At 47.6% G+C, this 21,445-nt stretch carries 22 protein-coding genes; 4 read left to right on the top strand and 18 right to left on the bottom strand.

Annotated features, from left to right (window positions below; genetic code table 11):
* Positions 1-23: 23 nt before the first annotated feature.
* The 4 genes from R3D00_22660 to R3D00_22645 all read right to left on the bottom strand — a co-directional run bounded on the left by R3D00_22660 (position 24) and on the right by R3D00_22645 (position 6,907).
* Complete coding sequence (locus R3D00_22660) at positions 24-3,440, bottom strand: response regulator (protein ID MEZ4775998.1); 3,417 nt, start codon at positions 3,438-3,440, stop codon at positions 24-26.
* A 74-nt stretch (positions 3,441-3,514) separates the two neighbouring features.
* Positions 3,515-4,585 (bottom strand): NAD-dependent epimerase/dehydratase family protein, encoded by a 1,071-nt coding sequence (locus R3D00_22655; GenBank protein ID MEZ4775997.1) that lies wholly within the window; start codon positions 4,583-4,585, stop codon positions 3,515-3,517.
* A gap of 10 nt (positions 4,586-4,595) precedes the next feature.
* Positions 4,596-5,534: a glycosyltransferase family 2 protein gene (locus tag R3D00_22650; protein MEZ4775996.1), complete on the bottom strand. Its 939-nt coding sequence runs from the start codon at positions 5,532-5,534 to the stop codon at positions 4,596-4,598.
* A 41-nt stretch (positions 5,535-5,575) separates the two neighbouring features.
* The gene (locus R3D00_22645; GenBank protein MEZ4775995.1) at positions 5,576-6,907 is read right to left on the bottom strand and encodes a DUF1343 domain-containing protein; all 1,332 of its coding nucleotides are present in this window, start codon (positions 6,905-6,907) and stop codon (positions 5,576-5,578) included.
* A 72-nt stretch (positions 6,908-6,979) separates the two neighbouring features.
* Here R3D00_22645 and R3D00_22640 point away from each other — a divergent pair, with 72 nt between their 5' ends.
* The gene (locus R3D00_22640) at positions 6,980-8,197 is read left to right on the top strand and encodes an FtsX-like permease family protein (GenBank protein ID MEZ4775994.1); all 1,218 of its coding nucleotides are present in this window, start codon (positions 6,980-6,982) and stop codon (positions 8,195-8,197) included.
* Positions 8,198-8,215: 18 nt separating this feature from the next.
* Here the strand turns inward: R3D00_22640 and R3D00_22635 are convergent, their stop codons facing one another.
* Entirely contained in the window at positions 8,216-8,731 is a 516-nt protein-coding gene (locus R3D00_22635; GenBank protein ID MEZ4775993.1) for an asparaginase domain-containing protein, read from the bottom strand.
* A gap of 138 nt (positions 8,732-8,869) precedes the next feature.
* Between R3D00_22635 and R3D00_22630 the strand changes: the two genes are divergently transcribed.
* A complete protein-coding gene (locus R3D00_22630) occupies positions 8,870-9,277 on the top strand; it encodes a hypothetical protein (protein ID MEZ4775992.1) in 408 nt (135 codons plus the stop codon).
* Here the strand turns inward: R3D00_22630 and R3D00_22625 are convergent.
* The 13 genes from R3D00_22625 to R3D00_22565 form a co-directional block, all read right to left on the bottom strand.
* A complete protein-coding gene (locus R3D00_22625) occupies positions 9,267-9,851 on the bottom strand; it encodes a porin family protein (protein MEZ4775991.1) in 585 nt (194 codons plus the stop codon). The genes R3D00_22630 and R3D00_22625 overlap by 11 nt on opposite strands.
* Positions 9,852-9,861: 10 nt before the next feature.
* Positions 9,862-10,512 carry a carotenoid biosynthesis protein gene (locus R3D00_22620; protein MEZ4775990.1) on the bottom strand — a complete coding sequence of 217 codons (651 nt, stop codon included), beginning with the start codon at positions 10,510-10,512 and terminating at the stop codon, positions 9,862-9,864.
* Complete coding sequence (locus R3D00_22615; protein ID MEZ4775989.1) at positions 10,479-11,588, bottom strand: glycosyltransferase family 2 protein; 1,110 nt, start codon at positions 11,586-11,588, stop codon at positions 10,479-10,481. The genes R3D00_22620 and R3D00_22615 overlap by 34 nt, the downstream gene beginning before the upstream one ends.
* A gap of 821 nt (positions 11,589-12,409) precedes the next feature.
* A complete protein-coding gene (locus R3D00_22610; GenBank protein ID MEZ4775988.1) occupies positions 12,410-12,619 on the bottom strand; it encodes a hypothetical protein in 210 nt (69 codons plus the stop codon).
* A gap of 15 nt (positions 12,620-12,634) precedes the next feature.
* Complete coding sequence (locus R3D00_22605) at positions 12,635-13,639, bottom strand: RNA-directed DNA polymerase (protein ID MEZ4775987.1); 1,005 nt, start codon at positions 13,637-13,639, stop codon at positions 12,635-12,637.
* Positions 13,614-14,210: an HRDC domain-containing protein gene (locus R3D00_22600; protein MEZ4775986.1), complete on the bottom strand. Its 597-nt coding sequence runs from the start codon at positions 14,208-14,210 to the stop codon at positions 13,614-13,616. The genes R3D00_22605 and R3D00_22600 overlap by 26 nt, the downstream gene beginning before the upstream one ends.
* 55 nt (positions 14,211-14,265) lie before the next feature.
* Positions 14,266-16,095, bottom strand: coding sequence for an SUMF1/EgtB/PvdO family nonheme iron enzyme (locus R3D00_22595; protein MEZ4775985.1), 1,830 nt, complete (start codon positions 16,093-16,095; stop codon positions 14,266-14,268).
* A 195-nt stretch (positions 16,096-16,290) separates the two neighbouring features.
* Positions 16,291-16,584 carry a type II toxin-antitoxin system RelE/ParE family toxin gene (locus R3D00_22590; protein MEZ4775984.1) on the bottom strand — a complete coding sequence of 98 codons (294 nt, stop codon included), beginning with the start codon at positions 16,582-16,584 and terminating at the stop codon, positions 16,291-16,293.
* Complete coding sequence (locus tag R3D00_22585) at positions 16,581-16,826, bottom strand: addiction module protein (GenBank protein ID MEZ4775983.1); 246 nt, start codon at positions 16,824-16,826, stop codon at positions 16,581-16,583. Before R3D00_22585 ends, R3D00_22590 begins: the two co-directional genes overlap by 4 nt.
* 571 nt (positions 16,827-17,397) lie before the next feature.
* Positions 17,398-17,769, bottom strand: coding sequence for a type II toxin-antitoxin system VapC family toxin (locus R3D00_22580; GenBank protein ID MEZ4775982.1), 372 nt, complete (start codon positions 17,767-17,769; stop codon positions 17,398-17,400).
* Complete coding sequence (locus R3D00_22575; protein MEZ4775981.1) at positions 17,763-17,981, bottom strand: hypothetical protein; 219 nt, start codon at positions 17,979-17,981, stop codon at positions 17,763-17,765. The genes R3D00_22580 and R3D00_22575 overlap by 7 nt, the downstream gene beginning before the upstream one ends.
* A 488-nt stretch (positions 17,982-18,469) precedes the next feature.
* Positions 18,470-19,237, bottom strand: a complete 768-nt coding sequence (locus R3D00_22570; GenBank protein ID MEZ4775980.1) for an SUMF1/EgtB/PvdO family nonheme iron enzyme — start codon at positions 19,235-19,237, stop codon at positions 18,470-18,472.
* 296 nt (positions 19,238-19,533) lie between these two features.
* Positions 19,534-20,391, bottom strand: a complete 858-nt coding sequence (locus tag R3D00_22565; protein MEZ4775979.1) for a 3-hydroxybutyryl-CoA dehydrogenase — start codon at positions 20,389-20,391, stop codon at positions 19,534-19,536.
* Positions 20,392-20,466: 75 nt separating this feature from the next.
* Between R3D00_22565 and R3D00_22560 the strand changes: the two genes are divergently transcribed.
* Positions 20,467-20,697, top strand: a complete 231-nt coding sequence (locus R3D00_22560) for a hypothetical protein (protein MEZ4775978.1) — start codon at positions 20,467-20,469, stop codon at positions 20,695-20,697.
* 89 nt (positions 20,698-20,786) lie between these two features.
* A complete protein-coding gene (locus tag R3D00_22555; GenBank protein MEZ4775977.1) occupies positions 20,787-21,440 on the top strand; it encodes a DUF4294 domain-containing protein in 654 nt (217 codons plus the stop codon).
* Positions 21,441-21,445 lie beyond the last annotated feature (5 nt).

Raw genomic sequence — 21,445 nt, 5'->3', positions numbered from 1 at the left:
AATGCCTGGGGATTAGTAATAGTTTATTTTTCGGTCATAGTAACATGGCCGGACCAGTCGTCTGAAACGCCAACTGCCAGATAACTTTCCAGCCTTTCAAGGTATACACGGGCAGGCCCATCTTCAGGATTTTGAGCCAAAACTGCCTGAAATTTTTTCATTGAGTTGATAAAATCTTTATTTAAATAGTCCGCCAATGCTTCCTGAAACAGAGCAATTGTCTGGCGTTTCTTTTCCCGAATCGCAGGTGAATCAGCACCAAAACACTCATAAATGCCTATTGCAGAGGCTTTTCCTTTCACCTGAATTTTTCCCAGGAAGCGGTATTCAAATTCTTCCGGATTTACCAACCCCTTCAGACTTGCTTCACTAAACAGGATTTTGGTCTGAAAATATTTGGTCAGTCCTTCAATGCGCGAGGAGGTATTGACGGAATCGGCAATCGTTGTGGCTTCTGTGCGGTTTTTATCGCCAATAATGCCCATAATCAGGGTACCCGTATGTAATCCCATGCCAACCCGAATGGGCACACGGCCTTTGGTTGCCCGAACCTGGTTGTACTCATCCAGCAACGCCTGCATCTCCATCATAGCGCGAAGCGCATGATCAGATCCATAGGGAAACAGCGCCATGATTCCGTCGCCGTAATACTGATTGACAAACCCCTGGTTTCGCTGAATAACCGGCCCCATCCGCTGAGTATAGGCGTTGACAAACCGGAAGGTCTCTTCGGGTGTCATTTGCTCCGAAAGGCTGGTATAGTCCCTGATATCGAGAAACAATACGCTCATCTCCCTGGCAATCTGATCGCCTAAGTGAACGTCCATAATCGAGTCATAACCCAGCGAATACAAAAATTCTGATGGGATAAACCGGTGGGCTACGTGGTAGATGTTATTGAGATTGAGCTGGTTGTTGACTCTTGCCAGAAATTCATCTTTGGAAAATGGTTTTGCGAGATAATCATTCGCCCCCATAGAAAGTGCGTGAACCAAATCGGGCACCTGGTTTTTGGCCGTGACCATAATGACCGGTAATTCTGAAGGAAGGAATTTTTCCCTGATTCGCTTACACACTTCATAACCAGACATTTTAGGCATCATCAGATCGAGAAGTACGAGATCAAATACCTGATCGGTTTTGAGAATTTCCATCACTTCCTCGCCATTCATCGCCGAAACAACATGGAAGTTTCGGGTAGAAAGGTGGTTTCTCAATACCTGATGGTTAATCGGTTCGTCATCGACAATCAGGATTTGGATGGTTTCTTCATCGATATATACGTTGGTGAGTGGAACGATACTGGGTTCTTCATCCTTAATCAGCGCTACTTCCGACAGGGAAGACATCCGGTTGATTTGTGCTCCCGGCATGGGTTTTTCAAGAGAGACCGGCAGGGTAAAATAAAATGTAGCCCCTTCTCCAAATACAGATTCTGCCCAGATTTTTCCGCCATGGAGTTCGACAATCTGCCTGGAAATGGAAAGCCCAAGCCCGGTGCCGCCATAAGCCCGGGAAATGGAGCCGTCTGCCTGTTCAAATTCCAAAAAGATATGGTCAGCTTTGTCTTTGGGAAACCCGATTCCTGTATCCGCGATACTCACTTCGACCATATTCCCCGATTTCCATGCGCGAATGGTAATTGTACCCTGTTCGGTAAATTTTATGGCATTACCGATCAGGTTGTGCAGAACCTGTTCAATTCGATTTTCATCTATACTTACTGCCGGCAGATTGCGCGGAATGTCGTTAATAATTTTCACGGGCTTCAATTGCAGAGAGGGTTGGTTGATTTGCATGACCACCTCTACCAGCGAATTCAGATCTACTGCATTGATCCGAAGATCGAGATCCTGGTTTTTGAGTTTTGAAAAATCGAGGATATCATTGACCAGGTTGGCAAGCCTTTTTCCCGAAGCCATAATCATCGCCAGATTTGACTTCATGGTAGGCGTGGGCACACCAGCCACCCCGTCATACAAAGACTCCGCAAGGCCGATAATACCGTTGAGCGGGGTACGAAGTTCGTGAGAAGTATTGGCAAGAAACTGGTCTTTCAGCTTGTCTGCTTTTACCAGTTGTTCGTTGATTTCTTCCTGGTTTTTACGCTGGGATTCTTCGATTTCCAGCTTTTCTTTTTGTGCTTTGACGGTTTCATCCTGCAGTGTCTTAAACCGCTCTGCCAGTCCGACGGCGAGCAACAGCTGCATAATCGCAATACCTATGAGTAAAAAGTCAATTTGCCCGGCCAGATTTGTGCTCGACAGGTTGATTACGATCTGCACAGAGGTCATGACCATCGGGGCAAGGGTAGCAATAAAATAGGAGATTGAAGGGCGGTATTTTTTTCGCATTCCGGCTATCTGGGCAGCCAGCCCGGGGAGCAACATGGATAAGATCAGCAGAAACTCAATTCCCGCCAGAGGTAACAAATACGTAAAATAATTTTCCCTGTCTGCCAGCAAAAATATATACTCCAAAGTCCGGTAGCCGATATATATCCATAAGCTCCATTTGGCGATACGATCCCAGGCAGGTACAAGGGCAGCCATATTCATATACCGGCGGCCAAATTCAATCAAAGTCCAAAACTGAAGCAGCGAGGTAATATATTCCAGATGGATATAGTTAAATGCAGGAAATGCGGGCCAGAAAATTTCAAACCCATAATCGCGAAAATGCAGCCAGACGAGGAAAAAAGAAAAACTCAGCAGGCTCAGTCGCAGATACAGCGCTTCTGATCCATACAAAAATATCGCAAGCTGGTATAAGGCTACAGCCAGAATAATTCCCAGAGAAAGTGCATCCAGAAATTTCACCCGGGTAGCGATAAAAGTGGCAAAAGCCGGGGCAACCAGCGTACGGTCAACCCCATTGAGGCGGCTGTGTTTAAAAAACCGCATGGGTTTTACCCGGAAATAATACGTTTGGGTTTCGTCGGGTCTGACCTCTAAAGGGAGATAGGGCGAACTGCCATACTGGTTGGAGTAAGGCCTGTCAAAAATGGAGGTAAGCACACCGGAAGAGACGATGGAAATTTCACCACTATCTTTCCTTTGGTAAAGGTTTACTTCCGGTAGATTCCATGCCACCATTAAGCCCAGCGGACGAGGAAAATCAGAAGCGATGGTAAGCCTGATCCAAAACCAGGGAATATCCTTATGGTATAAGTCCAGTTGCTCATTTTGCCCATAAACAAACCGCGATTGAAACTCAGGGCTGCTGATTTGCTCGTAGGTCAGGTTTCCGGTAGAATCAGGTAAAATATAGATAAATGGGTTGAGGTCAAAATGCAGTTGATGTTCAGATTGGCCCTCTTCTATCCGGAGTATTTTCCGCTCATGATTGTCCGCTTCACTTTGTGCGAAAGCATCTGATATCCATAAAACGGCTATCAGAATTAACAATCCGATGTAGATTAAATGCTTCTTGGGGGTCATGAAAAACAGTTCACGTACCAATGGACTATGGAAAGGTACAATTTTTTTCTGATTGTAGCTTTCACTTTTTGGTACTAACCGATATTTCTCACAGCAGCGTCATACACACGGCGCATCCCTTCACGAAGCGAAATTTTAGGTCTCCAGCCCAGCTCGTTAAAAACATAATCCATATTGGCGTGTCGGGCGTGTACACCCACAGGCTTATCGAGCAATTGTTTTACGGTAGGTTTGTATCCAGCAAACTCAGCGAAAAGGTCAATGATTTCGAGGAAGCTGGTAATTTTTCCGGAGCCGATATTGATTGCTCTTCCGTCGTGAATATGATCGAGGGCAAACAGTATGCAGTCGATACAATCATCGATGTGCACAAAGTCGCGTCCCTGTTTGCCGGTGCCCCATACTTCAAAAGGGTCTTCTTTTCTGGCTGCACGGGCAGCAATCGCCGGAATGGGATAAGTCAGATCCTGATCTTCGCCATAACCGGAGAAAGGCCTGACGCAGGCAACGGAAAGATTATAGTACTGAGCGGCAATACGGGCCAGATATTCGCCGGTAAGCTTGGACCAGCCGTAGGTCATATCGGGCTGGCCGAGGTTGCCACCGACGAAGTCGATATCAGATTCGCTGAGGGCGATAAATCCTTCTTCAGCCTGAAGGTTGACCGGATAGGCAGCGCTGCTGCTGGGAAACATCACCCGGTCGGGTTTGTGGCGCACCGCCCAGTAGAAAAACTCCGCGTCGATCGACAGATCGAGAGCCACCATCATCGGGTCACCATCGATCTTCGCTCTCCCGCCCACGATGGCGGCGAAGTGAAAGGCGTCTGAAAATTTTTCAAAATCGGTCAAGCCGTAGGCTTTTGCCAGCCAACGGGGATCGCCCATCATATTTCTCAGAAATGTCCGGAAATCACCCCGCCAAAACAACAGGCGCTCATCTTCTCCCCAGAACTCCATTTCGCCCACAATTTTTTGAGCGACACCCCCCAAAAACTTTCCTTCCGCAATCGGCCATTCTCCCGGCGCCATTCCCACCGAAAGATCGTCCACAATAATTACCCGGTCTGTGGTAGTTTTGAGGAGTTTTTTTGCCATGTTGCGGCCCACAAATCCGCATCCGCCTGAGATTAAGTGATATTTCATATAAGTATTTTTATCCGACTCTTTCAGCGATCTTGTATTGATTTTTATACAGAGAGTTCCGGCTGATCAGCTCTGCCAGCAGACCTGTGCTAAACAGCATAAAACCCAGCAATAACATTACTACACCAAACATCATTGCAGGAATTCGCTGCCCAAGTCCTTCTCCCAACCCCAATTTAATTACGGCGAGATAGATCAGATCAAGACCACCTATAAATGAAAAAAACACCCCCCATGTGCCGAAAAAGTGCATGGGTTTTTTCATGTATTTATTGGTAAACACAATGGATACCAGATCGAGAAAACCTGTAATCAACCGGCTCACGCCAAATTTACTGATACCATATTCGCGCTTGCGGTGTTCGACTTCTTTTTCTCCGATTTTCTTAAATCCTGCCCATTTGGCAATCATCGGAATATAGCGGTGCATTTCGCCGTACACTTCAATATTCTTTACTACTTCTTTGCGGTAGGATTTCAGGCCACAGTTAAAATCGTGAAGATTGGGAATACCAGCCACGATCCTGACGACAAAGTTAAAAAATTTGGAAGGCAATCTCTTTGAAAGTGGATCATGCCGTTTTTTCTTCCATCCCGAGACGAGGTCATACCCATCCTCATGGATCATGCGGTAAAGTTCCGGAATTTCATCCGGGCTATCCTGTAAATCTGCATCCATGGTGATGACGACAGAACCTTCAGCAGCCTGGAAGCCGGTGTGTAAAGCCGCCGATTTTCCGTAATTACGCTGAAAGCGGATGCCTTTCACCTCAGGATATTGACGAGAAAGTGATAGCAATACTTCCCAGGAACTATCTTTGCTTCCATCGTCCACGAGTACCACTTCATAAGAAAACTGATGCTCCTTCATGACCCGGCTGATCCATTCCAACAGATGAGGAAGAGACTCCGCTTCATTATATAAAGGCACTACAATCGATATGTCCATCCCTTTAAATTAAGGGGCAAAGATAGGTATTTTTGGGGAAATCACCTATCCGGGTACAGTAAGTATTTCTTCCGGATTTCCTTGAATGCGGTCACTTTCTTCTGCCATGATTCATATATAGCTTCTGGTGAAAGGCCCGATTCAATCTGAGTCTGCAGGGTTTTGCTTCCCGGCCATTTGTTAAATCCTTTTTGGAAGAAGGTTTCTCCTGGTTTGGCGGCTTTGTGCTGCTGATAAAAATCGGTTAAAAGCAGGATTCCGGCCAGGTACAGCGATTTGCCATCCACCCGGTTTTGGAAAGCCAATCCCTGGCAAAGCTGATCCTGAAAGGGCGGCTCTTTGGATTTGCCTGGCAGAGATATGGGGGTAAACGAATAGGGCTTCATTTCCAGGCCGTAATAGTCTAACCCTGACTCGGTGGTTCGGGCTGCGGCAGTTGCCTGATACCAGGGAGCGCCCACAATGGTGAATGCGTCTTCTGTACCGCGGCCCAGACTTACCGGAGTGGGTTCAAACCAGCAAATGGCCGGATAGAGGTAGGCGGCGTATTCGGTACCAATATTGGGTGATGGCGCAACCCAGGGCAGCTGGGTTTCTTCCCAGGTCATAGCATGGTCATAACCTTCACAGGGGATGACCGTCAGATCTGCAATGAGTCCATTGCCCAGCCAGCCTTCTTCGTTGACCATCTGGGCATATTCACCAATCGTCATCCCGTGCACAATGGGTATCTGGTGCATACCAATAAAGGATTCATTGCCCTTTTCCAAGACCGGACCATCGACATACCACCCGTTGGGGTTGGGGCGATCGAGGACAATGATGGGCGTGCCATGTTCGGCGCATGCCTGCATCACATACGTCATGGTCCCGATATAGGTGTAGTGGCGGGAACCAATATCCTGAATATCAAAAATCACCACATCCAGATCTTTCATCTGGCTTTCGGTGGGTTTTCGGTTGGTTCCGTAGAGGGAAATCAGTGGAAGGCCCGTTTTGGAATCAATGCCATTGGCTACATGTTCGCCCGCGTCGGCAGTGCCGCGAAAACCATGCTCCGGAGCAAAAACCGCTTTTACCCTTACACCCAGTGAAACCAGTGTATCTACCAGGTGGGTTCCACCAAATACAAGTGAAGTATGGTTTCCTACAATCCCGACACGTTTGTCTTGAAGCAGGGAAAGGTTTTCAACAACTAGTTTTTCAGGGCCGGTAATCACCCGCATACCGCGTTTATGAGAAGTTTCAATGGGCATATTTTCATCCAATGAAGACAAGGAATCTGAAATAAAACCGGCTTGTCCGGTGTGCTTTTCGGTACTTCCGCAGGCAACTAAAAAAACAGCAAAAAGGAAGGTAGCAAACTCGCGCATATTTTTGATATATTTGCCCAAATAAGAAAATCTTTACGTAGGATACAAACAAAGCCTTCAACCAGAACTGCCTTGAATTTCGAATATTTTTTTGCAAAAAGGATCACTTTCCAAACCGAGCGGGCAGCTTCCGGCTTAGTGGTACGGCTATCTGTCATCAGCATTGCGCTGGCAGTGGCGACCATGGAAATTTCGCTGTCAGTCGTTCAGGGCTTTCAGACAGAAATTCAAAAAAAGGTGGTTGGGTTTGGCTCCCATATCCAAATAGGAAATTATTATCACGAAGAAGACACGGAAATTCTTCCTCTGCCCAAACAGGAACCGGCGATTGACTCCGTCAGGGCATTACCTTATGTCGTATCGGTTTCTCCCTATGTGTACCGCACAGGACTTTTTAAATCAGACGCCGGATGGGACGGTGTATTGCTCAAAGGAGTGGACAGTACCTATGACTGGCATTTTTTCAGCACCGTGCTGAAAGAAGGACAAATTCCCGATCTCACCGGGTCGGAAGAGTCTTTACAAATCCTCGTCTCCCGCAAACAGGCGCGCAATCTTGACCTCAAAGTAGGAGACAAAGCGCGGCTCATGTTTCTTCCTCCCCCACCCCGCCGGAGACAAGTGGAAGTTGCGGGGATTTACGAAACGGGAATGGAAGAATTTGACAACAATATCATGATCTGCGATATGCGCCTGCTGCAAAAAATCTGGCACTGGCAGGAAGATCAGGTTTCGGGATTTGAGGTAAACCTTAATTCACTTGATGTCATCGAGGAGGCGACGTTGCAGATTAATGAAATGACGCCGTTTCAATTTGGCGCCGAACCGATTACCTATCTGTATCGGGAGATTTTTGACTGGCTGGAATTACAGCATCAGAATGTGTGGTTTATCCTCATTCTCATGGTCGTGGTTGCCATTATCAATATGACTTCCGTCATGCTGATTGTGATCATTGAGCGCACCCGGATGGTGGGTATCCTCAAAGCGATCGGGCTTCCCGCTTTTCGTGTAAGGCGAATGTTTATCTGGAATGCGCTTTTTCTGGTAACTATCGGTGTCGTTATCGGCAATATACTGGGACTTGGGCTTATTGGATTACAGGATAGTTTTGGCTGGTTCAGACTTAGTCAGGAAGATTACTTCATTGAAACTGTGCCTGTTGCCTGGGTCTGGATGCGGTTTATCGGGGTAAATCTTGCCGTCATCGGCATCTGTACAATCGCCATGCTGATCCCCACTACAATTATCAACCGGATCACCCCGCTTCAGGCAATCAGATTTGATTGATTTTTTTCAGCACCAATCTTATTCCTCTCCTGATCTGTTTTCCGGTTTTAATTCTTCAAAAAATCCTGTCTGGCGGTTTTTTCGCACATTATCCCAATCAAAGTATCGGCCATTCATCACTACATATACACCGGGAGGAAGTGTCTGGGCAAAAGCCAGGGCGCTGCCGAGATTAAAAAATCCATCAGAACTTCCAAACTTATAGGGAACCATCGCACCGGTTAGCACAACAGTTTTTCCTTCAATATTACTTGCGGCAATTTTCTTTGCAGTTTTTACCATCGTATCTGTACCGTGAGTGATTACCACCCGGTCTTCGGGGCATGAGCGGCAATTTCTGACGATCAATTCCCGGTCTTCCTCTGTCATCTCCAGACTGTCGATCATCATCAGGGTACGCAGGTTTACATCAATGGTACAACGTCCAAGCCGAAGCATCTCAGGCAATTGGGTCTCCCGAAAAAATAGCTCTCCGGTCAGATAGTCGTAGTCCTTGTCAAACGTTCCCCCGGTAACAAACACACGTAAGGTCATAATCTCTTCAATCTAGCTTCAAATTAACGAAAGCAACTGCAATTTATAAAACGCTGGCTGATTCCTTGTAATAAACGAGTGGAAAGGAACAGGATTTTTATTTCATCTGTTACTATTTTTCAAGCATAAAAATATTGAATGAAACGAATCATACTCTTACTTAGCTGTTTTCTTTCTGTATCAATGGCTTTGGCTGAGGGGTTTCCGGAAGTGGTTATTCATATTCTTCAGCCGGAAAATGAACGGCAACCTGAATCGGGCCTTTTCCAGCGTGCGATTCCGCGATCCACAGGTGAAAACTCCGCTCAGTTTTTCCATGCGAAGGAATTATTTAATTTTTCCTACCACACCCGCAAGACCGTCGAACTCATCATTCTTACGCCTGACAAACAAATTGCGGGCATCAGGGTACTGACACAAAATACCTTGCCGGAAATCTTTCAGGTTCCTGTAAACAGATGGAAATCAGGTGAATACGTATTCATCTTTCGTGGAGAAGGGTATTTTGCCAGTCACCGGGTGTGGGTCAATTCCTCTATTCCTTAATTATGTAATGAAGGGAAAAATTGACGTAATGGTGATAGGGGCCTGTAAGAAACAGCCCGACATTTGAGGTTCCTTTGGCAAACGTACTGAGAGAATAACCATAACGGATACCCAGGCTTGCCCTTCCCAGGCGGTAAGCAATGCCCGCTGTAGCCCGGTAATCCACCTTTTTTATTTGATTGGTAATATCAAAGTTAAAATCCCGGGCGCCTAACAATACGCCAATAACCGGTCCGGCCACAACTTGTATTTCCTGTGTAGTCTCGCCCAGTTCGATCGGCACGGTTGCACTTAGCAGTACGGGTACATCGAAATAGGTAGTTTGTACAATCAGTTGCTGCTGGTTGGCGCTGCCCAATTGTTCGATCAATATTTCGGGCTGAAGGGAAAACCTGTCGTTGAGGGGATAGGTAACGAATCCGCCGACGCTGAAACCCGCCTTATTAAACCCGCGGAAATTATCGCCGTCTACCTGGCTGGCATTAAACCCCAGAGACAATCCACCGCCCAGATTCTGGGCCTCTGAATTGAAAAACCATATTGATAAGACAAAAAGAAAAAGGATTTTTTTCATTATTCAATTTTTAGGAAACACCCAGCCTGACGACCATAAAAGTAGCAAAAAATATAATTTGTATCAGATAAACCGGCAAAGCCAGCGGATTGGATTTTTCCTCTGTCAGGCTGTGAAATCCATACTGCATGACCCAGCCGATGAGAAACCATGCGAAATAATTTTGCGCAGGAATACGATTGTCGCGCCATGACCAGAAATCGTGGGTCATTGCCATGGGTTCGATCAGAAAATCAAGCAGTACCAGCAATGCCGCACCGATCGTTACTCTTACCCAGATATTTTTGGCCATTCCCTGAGAAATGATTCCTGTGATATAGACCAGCATGACCCAGTTTATCCCAATCAGCGGCGGTACAGCAGCTATTTTAATTCCAAATGCATTGCCATAGTTGTAAGAGCCAAAAATGGCGCCTGTAAATACACCGGCAACCTCCACGAGATAACCTGCCCAGAAAATGAAAAAGACAAACATGCCAAATTTCATTGTCCAACTGCGGTGAAACCAGGCCAGAACCCCCACTGTCAGCAGGAGATTCAGCGGTGTCAGGCTTTGAAACAAGGGACGGGTTTCATCCAGATGCAGGCCGATAATCCCCACAAAATGGAAGATTACCAGAAATCCAATTACAAGTTTTTCGCTACGTTCCGACCTTTCCATTCATTTTTTCCACTAATCCTCCGTTTCACTGACTCCAGGCTGATGATCACCAGAATGATCATTTGAAGCGGGTGAAGGAGAAGATTTAAGCCTATATTTTGTTTGGCAAGAACTGAAATTCCTGCACGGATCAACAATATCAACAATAAACCTGCGAGCAAAAATTTCCCGGGCAAATAAAATACTAACCCGGCCCAGGCAAAATAAACCAAAAAAAGAAAAACTATCAGTCCGGCGATACTGTTTCCAAAACCTGCCAGAATATTTTTGCTAAAACCGGCCATTGCTTCGCCAAAGCTACGATACATCCGGCACCTTATCCAGCCATTCGCGACAAAAGTCATACCCTTCAGGCCGTTTTTTTTCACCTCCTGCATAATGGCGATATCCTCAACGATGATACCCCTTACCTTTTCATGCCAGCAATACTGCCTGTAGCTACCCGCCTCAAAGAACATAAACTGCCCGTTGGCCGCAGCGAGAGAAGAAAAGCGAAACCTGAAAATAGCCCACAGCGGCAAGAGCGAAAGCAAAATATAGTGCATCAGCGGCACAACCAGGCGTTCGCCCAAAGTACCCAGAATCTGATCGGGAAAAATAGAAAGAAGCGCCAGTTTCCGCTGTTGCATTTCGGCCAGAGCCAGTTGTGCGAGGCCGGGGGTAAGCTCGGCGATATCGGCATCGAGAAACAAAAAATACTCACCGGAAGCAGCCTGCGCGAGTTGGTGGCAGGCAAAGTTTTTGCCCAGCCAGTCAGGCGGCAGCGTTTTGCCGGAGAGCAGTTTCACCCGATGATCTGTACGCGCTTCATCGGCAACAATCGCGGCGGTATCGTCTTCCGAGTGGTCGTCCAGGACAATGAGTTCGTAGTCAGGATAATTGAGTCCCCGGACCTGAGCGAAGAGATTAGGCAGATTTGCCGCCTCATTGCGGGCCGGCACAAGAAAAGAAATGCGCGGAAGCGCCATACCCACAGGAGGCGTGGCCTTCATCACGGGTCGGGTCATCACATTGACCAGCACAACGAGTGCGCGCACAACGAGAAATCCCAAAACCAGGCAAGCGAGCCAAACCATAGGTATCCTTTTGGTTGGCGAAGATAGAAATTACAAATGACAAATTAATCCGATGATTTTGACTCCGCTCAACCCCGGTCAGCATGTTGTTCATTTTTTGCTCTTTGGGGTTTTGGGGAAAATTCTGCCTTGGGTAGGAATCCCGAAGGGTCGAAGATCCCATTAAGGGGATGATATGATTATAGAAATGTGAGGGGGTGAATCATCAAACTCCGAAGAATTGGCATTTGAGGGGGTGTGCCGTCGGCATTCTTCCAATACTTCAAAATTCTGAAATCTGACTTCATAAGATTTGCACCCCAGCGCGCTTTTTGCGACCGGGGCTTCGAGTCGGAGATTCCTTTAAGGAAAAACCTCAGCCGCCGGTCAGTGATGCGCCGAAAGGCGCCCCAAAACCGGTGGGTGAGGCTCCCCTGTATGGGACCTTCGGCTCGAACCCACCGGAACTGCGCCGCAGCGCGTTTTTTGCGACCGGGGCTTCGAGTGACCTCAGCCGCCGGTAGATGGTTTGCGCTATTCGCGCGAAACCGCGAAGCGGTGACAGGATTATAGCCTTCGGCGACCGACGGCTACAAATCGAAGATGCCTCAGGTACATTTGACTTCTCCGAGCCGAAGGCCACTTCCGTAGGTCTTGCCTGACGGCAAATGATTACAGTTTCTTTTCTTCAGACGTAGTCTGGACTCCGGAGGAGTCATATGTTTGTAGCCATCGGGCCATCTATATTATTTTTTTCCACATGGTTGCGCGCCGATGCGCGCACAAAAAAGCGGCAGAATCTTCATGCATCCGCATTACCAATACTGCCCCTTGTAACAGCTCTACATAAAGCTGCTTTTTTGTCCCGTGTGGGCCCACAGACCACTCACGTAGAACAGGGCAGACATCTGTTCATCGCTGCCATCCGGCGTTGTTATGAGCTGACAGGCAACACGGAAACCATTGTTGTTGTTGCGATTCTCTGGCGTATTGTTGTTGCGATTAGCCACGCGGCAATTCTCCGAATTGTTGTTCCAACTACCGCCGCGCAAAACACGGTTCGAGCCTTATGATGTCTGACCTTCTATTTGTAAAAGTACATTTTTTCTGAAAACTTTTGCATCGGCATACAAAGTAAATGTCAGCAAAGGCAAAACCCGCCGATGGCACGCGACTTCCGTCCATCCACCAAAGCGGTAATGTTTTTCTACCCGCTTTAGTTTTTGGATAAACCGAACTTTGCTCTTTTGCAATAGCCACACATAATGCGGAAATATCCGATATCCTAAAAACGGTAGCCCCAGCCGGGTGCGGTTCAGCATAGCGGGTTTCAATTCGCAGTGAAGATTTTCTGCGACAAAGGTTTTGATCTGCTGGTACGCCTGCTTCAATTCCGCCTTTTCGCTGCTCCACAAAACCATATCATCCATGTAACGAACATACGCTTTGATTCCCAGTTTCTCCTTCACAAAGTGATCTAATCCCGACAAATAATGGTTAGCAAAATACTGACTGGTAAGGTTACCGATAGGAACACCCCGGCCTGGACTTGCTTCGTAGCTGTCTATGATCTGGTAAAAAATGTTAAGCAATTTTCCTTCTTTAAACATTCTTGCCAATTGATTTTTCAGCACATTGTGATCTATGGATTCAAAAAATTTTCGCACATCCAGCTTTAAAAACCATGTATATCTCCGGGTAAATACTTTTGCCTTGTCCAATGCCGCGTATGTGCCTTTTCCTTTCCTGCTGGCATAACTGCCAAATATTTGTGCTTTTTCAAAATAAGGGTGGCAGACATTCATCAGTGCGTGATGTAAAACCTGTTCACGAAATGCGCTGGCACATATCTTCCGCTCTTTGGGTTCAAATACTTTAAAATACCGGTAATCTCCCACTTCCACTTTCCCTGCCTGAAGCTGTTCATACAGTCTCCGAAGATTCTCATCCAGATTTTCCTGATAAGCCACAACTGCCGTTGAATAGCGTTTTCCCTTTGCGGCTTTCCAGCAGGCATAAGCAAGATTCTCAGGTTCAATAATACAATCAAACAGGTGATTGGCTCGTTTCATTTTTTTTCGGGAGAATAAAATGTACACCGTATTTCTCCACTTTCTTTTCCCCAATCCCCTTAATTCCCTTCATCGCCTCGGGTGTCAGATTTTCGATTTTTGCCAACTCTGCAAGTTCTTCGTCATTAAAGATGGCGTAGGGAGGAAATCCTAGTTGTTCTGCAAGTTTTTTCCGAATCTCCCGCATGGCTGCAAACCTTCCAAAACTTTCCTCATCCAGTATCTTTCGGTAATCCACTTTTTCTTTGGTTTTGGAGTAGGGAGAATAATCCTCCACGTATCTGATGCAAAAACACCAGATAGAACCCTGCGGATCATTTACCATGTGCTGCTCGATCTGAAGTACCTTCTTTGACCGGAGAAATACATTCAGATCTTCCATCAGCATTTCGCCGCCAACCACCGGAATCGAAAAAATTCTAATCTGCATAGTATTATTTTTGCTAAAGTTTTTATAAAAATTGGGGCTTCGCCCCAAACCCCGTTCTTTTTGTATCAGCCAGCCAGACAGGCGGACGGCGCTTCCCGCGCCTGCCAGTCTGCCCGGCAGACACAAAAAGGTTTTTTTCATGTTTTTTCTCTTTCATTTTTCCCTTCTTTAGCTCATAACAACGCCAGATAAGCAGCTAGAACTGACAGGCAACACGGAAACCAAAGTAGTCGAAGCGAAACTCTGGCGCATTGCTGCCGCGAAAAGCCACGCGGCAATACTCCGAAGAGTTGAGCCAACTACCGCCGCGCAAAACACGGTACCAGCCTTTTTCATGCCCTTGTGGGTCGGATATATCCGAGGAAGGATAATCGCCATACCAGTCCCCACACCATTCCCATACGTTCCCACTCATGTCGTATAACCCCAGTTGGTTGGGCTTTTTCTGTCCCACAGGATGTGGCTGGCTGTTGGAATTGCCGCTATACCACGCATACTTGCCCAAATTTTTTTCATCATTCGTACCCGCGTAAATCGTCCGCTCCTTTGATCCTCCCCCCGCAGCGTATTCCCATTCCGCCTCTGTCGGCAATCGCCACTTTTCGCCAGTATGCTCACTCAGCCAGTCGCAATAAGCTACAGCATTATGCCAGCTCACGCCGGCAACTGGAAGATTTTCAATCCCTTTGCGCTTATTGTATCCTCTTTTTTTGTAATGATCGTCCTTACCCGTTTCAAAATGATAATTACTTCCTTTTTCCAGCCACTCCGGCCAATGAGTGTTAGTAGCTTCACAAAAACGTAAGTATTCACCCACTGTCACCGCCGTTTTACTCAACCAGAAGTCGCTCACGGTAACCTTATATTTTTCGCGATTAAATGTTCCCCCTTTGATCAAAACCATTTCCGGGGTGGGGAAATTTACTTTTGTGGGAATTGCTGTTTTAACAACTGACTGGGTAACTGCAACCGGATTCAGCAATTCGTCTATTCTCTTTTGTGCTTCAGGCGCATATGGGCTGCCAGGATACTCTTCCAGAAAATCTTCAAAACTGCTTACTTTGTTTCTTGCCAGCGCTTTTTCCCACGACTCAGTTTCCTCCAGGAGTCTGATCTGGGACAGGGCTTCGGAGCGATATGTTCCTTCCGGAAATTTTTTCCGGTAATCGCGATAGCCTACCATGGTGTTTTTTGCCAGGGTATCCCGCCAGAAGGTTTCTTCTTCGTTAAGAACTGATTCTCGCAGATCAAAAACAAATTGCCCGCCCAGATGACTGGTTTTGTCAAGAACACCGCCTACAGGGGTTTGGTCCGCATTGTAAGTCGTGATTTTACTCACGTATTGGACTAGTTCGCTGACCGGAAATCGGGGGGAATTATTTTCCCGAAGATAAGTCAGCAAACTTTGGGCAAATGGGCTGGAACCCCCGATCGGCCCATCAGAAACGAGTTCGACCAATCCGGCTGCCAGTCCCCACCGGGAAGGTAAACGGTCCACTTTATCAGCCAATGCTTTGATTTTTAATACTTCTGCATCGCGGTGTAGCAGCGAACCAGAAAAACAACTATCCACAATCAATAAAGTATGATGGGCCTGAATAGCGGAGATATAATCCCGGATGGTGGTATTGGAAATCAGGTCAGAAAATTTTTCCTTTCGCGCATCAACCGGGATCAGATAGCCGATTTTCATCACTTTACGATAATATCCGTGCCCAGCAAAATATATCAGCAGGTTGTCTGCCGGAGTAACTTTTGCCGTCAATTCGTCCAGCGCATCTATGATCCCCTCACGTGTGGCTTCTTTATCAAAAAGAGTCCGAACATCACCTGGCTCAAACCTGTACCGCTCCGTCAGCACCTCAACAAGGCCTTTCGAATCACTTACAGGGTTATTCAGCTTTTGAAAATGCGCATACCGATCTATCCCAATCACCAGCAGGTGGTTGCGGCGGGGGGTAACGGATGTTTCGCCGTGTTTGCCAGGATATTCAAAACCGCGCTTTGTGTCAGTATCCGGAGTCATTTTCAGCCCAAGGGGTTATCCGGCCATAATTTGCGGATTTTGTGGCAACCGTGCAAATGTTTTTGGATGGCAATCCACATTGCATTTTTTATTCATTGCGCGCGCCGCAGCGCGCCCATGCGACCGGGGCTTCGCGCCTCTTAAAATGGACACTGGCGGACGCTGATGGCGCAATCATTGCACAACGCCAGATTTTCAATCAAACCTCGATTCCGGGTTTTGCGCATTATGGCGAATGGTCATTACCAGTATCCGCTGACCATCAAGCACCCGATAATAAACCGCATAAGGAAACCGCTTTAATAATGCCCTTCGGATATCGCCCTCTATAATTTGCCAGATATTGGGATTTTTTTCCAATTGATTATAGACAAGATCCAGCTGCTCATAAAAATTGTAAGCCAAACCCGGATTAATTGCATCATAATAATCGAATATTTCGGCGGTTTCTTCCGAAACCCGTTCATCAATCAGTACCTGATAACTCATTCGCCCTCTTGCCGTTTTTTCAGATTGACCCAAAATTCCTCCCGGGTCATAACCTTGACTTTTCCTTCATCAAACTCGCGCGAACGCTTTTGGGCAATTTCGAGATCAGCAGGGTTAATCGAAATTTCTCCAGAGCCCGTTTTTTCCTCCAGTGTATAAAGGATAGCATGAATGATCCGCAACCGCTCCTCAGGGGTAAGGGTTGCAACCAGCGACAATATTTGTTTTTCGGCTACTGACATATTGCAATATACAAAAAACGGACGAAATATAATTATCGAAGTGCTGAAGCGCGCTTTGTGTCGAACCCCTTCTGCTGGTGGCGGAGGCCATGCAACCGGTGGGTGAGGCTCTCGAACCCACCGGAAATGCGCCGCAGCGCGCCCATGCGACCGGGGCTTCGAGCCTCCTCAGCCTCCGGTCAGTGATGCGCCGCAGCGCGCATCGTGCTGAACCCCCTTCCGCCTGGCCGCCCCCCCTTTAAAGGGGCGCTGGCGGGATTTTTGTGCGCTGAAATGCGCACCCCAAAACCGGTGGGTGAGGCTCTCTTTCCGGTGGGTGAGGCTCTCGAACCCACCGGAAATGCGCCACAGCGCGCGTTGTGCCACCGGGGCTTCGAGTAACCTCAGCCGCCGGTCAGTGATGCGCCGCAAGGCGCCCCAAAACCGGTGGGTGAGGCTCTTCTTTCCGGTGGGTGAGGCTCTCTTCTTTCCGGTGGGTGAGGCTCTCGAACCCACCGGAAATGCGCCGCAGCGCGCTTTTTGCTGGAAATATTGGGGGGGGCACGTTTGTGCTACCGACATTTCCGAATCTTCACAAAACTACCAGATCTGGTATTCGGCTAAAATGACCTTTATTGATGGTAAGAATTGGGTGATTGAGAACTAAAGCGGTGGAAGCGATCAACAAATCCGGAACGCCAATCAATTGATTATTCTTTTTTAGAAACCTATATAGATCCCCGGCTTTTTCAGCTATCATACTATCGAAGGGGACTATTTCTAACCCACTTAGTAGCAAAACAACATCATTACGTTTCTGCTCATCGGTCGTCCCCATATAAAGTTCAAACACCGTCAGGGAGGAAATCATTAACTCTGGCTGGTTAGCAATTTCAAACAGTCGGGTTTGTGTTTTATCCCGACTTCTCAAAAATTCAATACAAACAGACGTATCTATTACCATGAGGAAGGTTTCCATTGGTGAAACCAATCCCCGGCATCCTCAATCCACCGAATATCATCTTCTTTCCACACTGAAACATTCAGCAACCGTTCCCGATAGGTGTCTTTGGCCTTTGAGGAGGGGGCAATCGGATATTTTGCCATCAAAAAGGAAATATAATCTGCTACCTGTTGGCGAATATGTACGGGTAAATGAGAAAGCAGATCATTCATTGTCTCCAGAATTAAAGGTTACTCAATAATACGAAAAAAAATTCAATAAGGTCATGATCTGTTTGCTTTTTGCGCCTCATTTTATCAAGCCGCACATTGCATTTTTTATTCATTGCGCGCGCCGCAGCGCGCGTTGTGTCGAACCCCCTTCCGCCCGGCCGCCCCCCTTTAAAGGGGAGCTGGCGGGATTTCTGTGCGCTGAAATGCGCACCCAAAAACCGGCGGGTGAGGCTCTTCTTTCCGGTGGGTGAGGCTCTTCTTTCCGGTGGTTGAGGCTCTTCTTTCCGGTGGGTGAGGCTCTCGAACCCACCGGAAATGCGCCGCAGCGCGCTTTGTGCGACCGGGGCTTCGAGCCTCCTCAGCCGCCGGTCAGTGATGCGCCGCAGCGCGCATTTTGCCGGAAACTTTGGGGGTGGGCTTTTTGCCTACCGATCGAAGATGCCATCGGTACATTGTGCTCCTCCGGAGCTTTTGTCTAAGACACATAATTATTTTTCATCCCTAACCAGCCGGAAACCCAGATCGAGGAAGTGCCTGCCGGGCAAACCGAAATAGCGGTATGAAACGTGGCAGCACTCCGCTTCGTAGTACCAACTTCCCCCGCGGTACACGCGATTCGTACCAGATTCGGGGTCTTGGGGATCGGATGTATCGTAATCATCGTACCCGTCCCCACACCACTCCCACACATTTCCGCTCATGTCGAATAACCCCAGCCGGTTGGGTTTTCCCTGACCGACAGGACGGGTTCCCGTATCATCCAAACCGCCAGTGAACAACGCATATTCGCCCAATTTTTCCGCTTCATTCGTGCCTGCATATTCTGTCCGATCTACAGAGCCGCCACCCGCCGCATACTCCCACTCCGCCTCGGTCGGCAATCGCCATCGCTGACCAGTCACCTCACTCAGCCAGGCACAATAGGCTACCGCACCATACCAGTTTACATAATTTACCGGATGCTCTTCCCGCTCAGATTTTACTATCCAATTATTTCCCCGTTTTTGAATTGCTGCACCTGCATAGCCCCTCCTAAATCCAGTCCCTGAATCATTGTACCATTCCGCCCCACCCTCTGTCTGATTGCCTTTCGCCTTCAAAAACACCGCGTACTCTGCATTCGTCACCGCCGTCTTCCCCAGCCAAAAGTCGCTCACGGTGATTTTATATTTTTCACGCAAAAACGCCCCAACTTTGATGAAAATCATCTCGGGAATTGGGAAATTGTTTTTGGGAGTGATGGGTTCCTTATCCATTAATTGTCAGGGGTTAACCTACCATAAATTGTAGATTTTACGGCAACCGTGCAAATGTTTTTGGATGGCGACCCACATTGCATTTTTTATTCAATGCGCGCCCATGCGACCGGGGCTTCGAGTAACCTCAGCCGCCGGTCAGTGATGCGCCGGAAGGCGCTCCAAAACCGGTGGGTGAGGCTCTCGAACCCACCGGAAATGCGCCGCAGCGCGCGTTGTGCGACCGGGGCTTCGAGTAACCTCAGCCGCCGGTCAGTGATGCGCCGCAAGGCGCCTTTCCCAACCGGGCCTTACCTTCAATACTGATAAAATCCTCTGCCTGTTTTTCTGCCGAGATGGCCGGCGGCCACCATGTTTTTGAGCAGTGGACAGGGGGCGTATTTGGGGTTGCCAAATCCCTGAAAGAGAACTTCCATGATCGCCAGGCATACGTCCAGACCGATGAAGTCTGCCAGTTGCAACGGTCCCATCGGGTGGGCCATGCCCAATTTCATGACGGCGTCTATTTCCTCGACACCTGCCACGCCTTCAAAATGGGCGTAAATGGCTTCGTTGATCATCGGCATCAGGATGCGGTTGGCGATAAAGCCGGGATAGTCGTTGACCGGAACGGGGGTTTTGCCAAGGTCCTCTGAAAGGGAAACTATCGCCTGGGTAACTTCTGCCGCAGTATCATAGCCGTTGATGATTTCCACCAGCTTCATCATCGGCACGGGATTCATAAAATGCATGCCGATCACCTTGTCGCTGCGCCGCGTTGCCGCTGCAATCTGGGTGATCGATATCGAAGATGTATTGGTAGCGAGAATGGCATGCGCCGGGGCAAATATGTCCATGTCCCGAAATATATTGAGCTTCAGTGCGACATTCTCCGTGGCGGCTTCGACAATCAGGTCGCGGTCTCTGACGCCGGCCTCCAGAGAGGTAATGGACTGAATACGGCCAATTGCCGCTGCTTTTTCTTCGGGGGTGATAATTTCTTTTTTCACCTGCCGGTCCATATTGGCCGAAATAGTGTTGAGCCCGTGCTGAAGGGCGGCTTCTGAAATATCGATAAGGTTGACCGAATAACCATACTGCGCAAATACATGGGCGATTCCGTTGCCCATCGTACCGGCACCGATCACTGCTATTTTGGAAAATTCCTGAATCATGAGGGTTGGGGTGATGAAAAATTTGTGAATACGACTGTAAGGAAAGAAAACCATTACAGTTAAAACTTCAAATTTATGAAAAAGTACCTTTTATCACTGTTTATTCTGTCAACTGCTTCGTTTATTTTTTTGTTTGCAGGCTGCAAACAATGTTCACCGCCACCCGATGGATGCCCGGGAGGGGCTGAATATGATTACGAAGAATGTGCCTGCGTGGAGTTTTGTTCCCCTGCCTCATCGGAGATACAGGCCTGCCATGACGGCGGCGGCGACTTTGATTATGAACTATGCAGATGTAATAAATAGGAAATATATCCCACCAAGAAAGCTTTGATCAGAACATAGAAAACGCAATATTCGTATTAGGGAAGTGCGTTTTACTTCTGATGAGAAAGATGAAAAACAACTTATTGGTCGCTATCTTCTGGTTTTTGCTTCTTAGCACTTGCGTTTCTTCGGCAGTTGGGCAAACTGAAGCGGACAGCCTTATGCACCGCTTTAAGGTTTATACCTACAATGGAGAAACCTTTATGATTGGGGATATCGAGGGAATAGATATTTTTGCACAAAAACCCAACCGCAGGCAGGTTCAGCGGGGAAAGGAGCGCCTGGCCCGGTTTACCCGTCTGCGGTGGAATGTGCACAAAGTCTATCCTTATGCAGTCAAAGTTTCTGATATTCTCAATGAAATCGATGCGGAAATGGCTGCGCTTCCAGACAGTACTTCCCGCAGGGAATATGTAAAACAAAAGGAAACTTCTCTTTTTGGTGCCTATGAAGATGATCTCCGGCAAATGACCCGAACCCAGGGGAAAGTGCTGGTAAAACTGGTTCACCGCCAGACCGGCCGTTCAACTTTTGACCTAATCAGGGAAAATAAAAGCGGTGCGTCCGCGGTTTTCTGGCAGTCTATCGGCCTTCTTTTTGGTATCAACCTCAAAACGCAGTTTGACAACGAAGAAGACGACATGATCGATGAAATCGTGTACGAACTGGAAAACGGCGGCTATAATATCGCCTACCGCCAATACAATTACCGGTTGAAATAGGGTTT

The sequence above is a fragment of the Bacteroidia bacterium genome (genome assembly GCA_041391665.1).
In the GTDB taxonomy this organism is placed as follows: domain Bacteria; phylum Bacteroidota; class Bacteroidia; order J057; family J057; genus JAGQVA01.
Note: the sequence above shows the minus strand (reverse complement) of the source record. Positions and strands in the feature narration are given on the sequence as shown.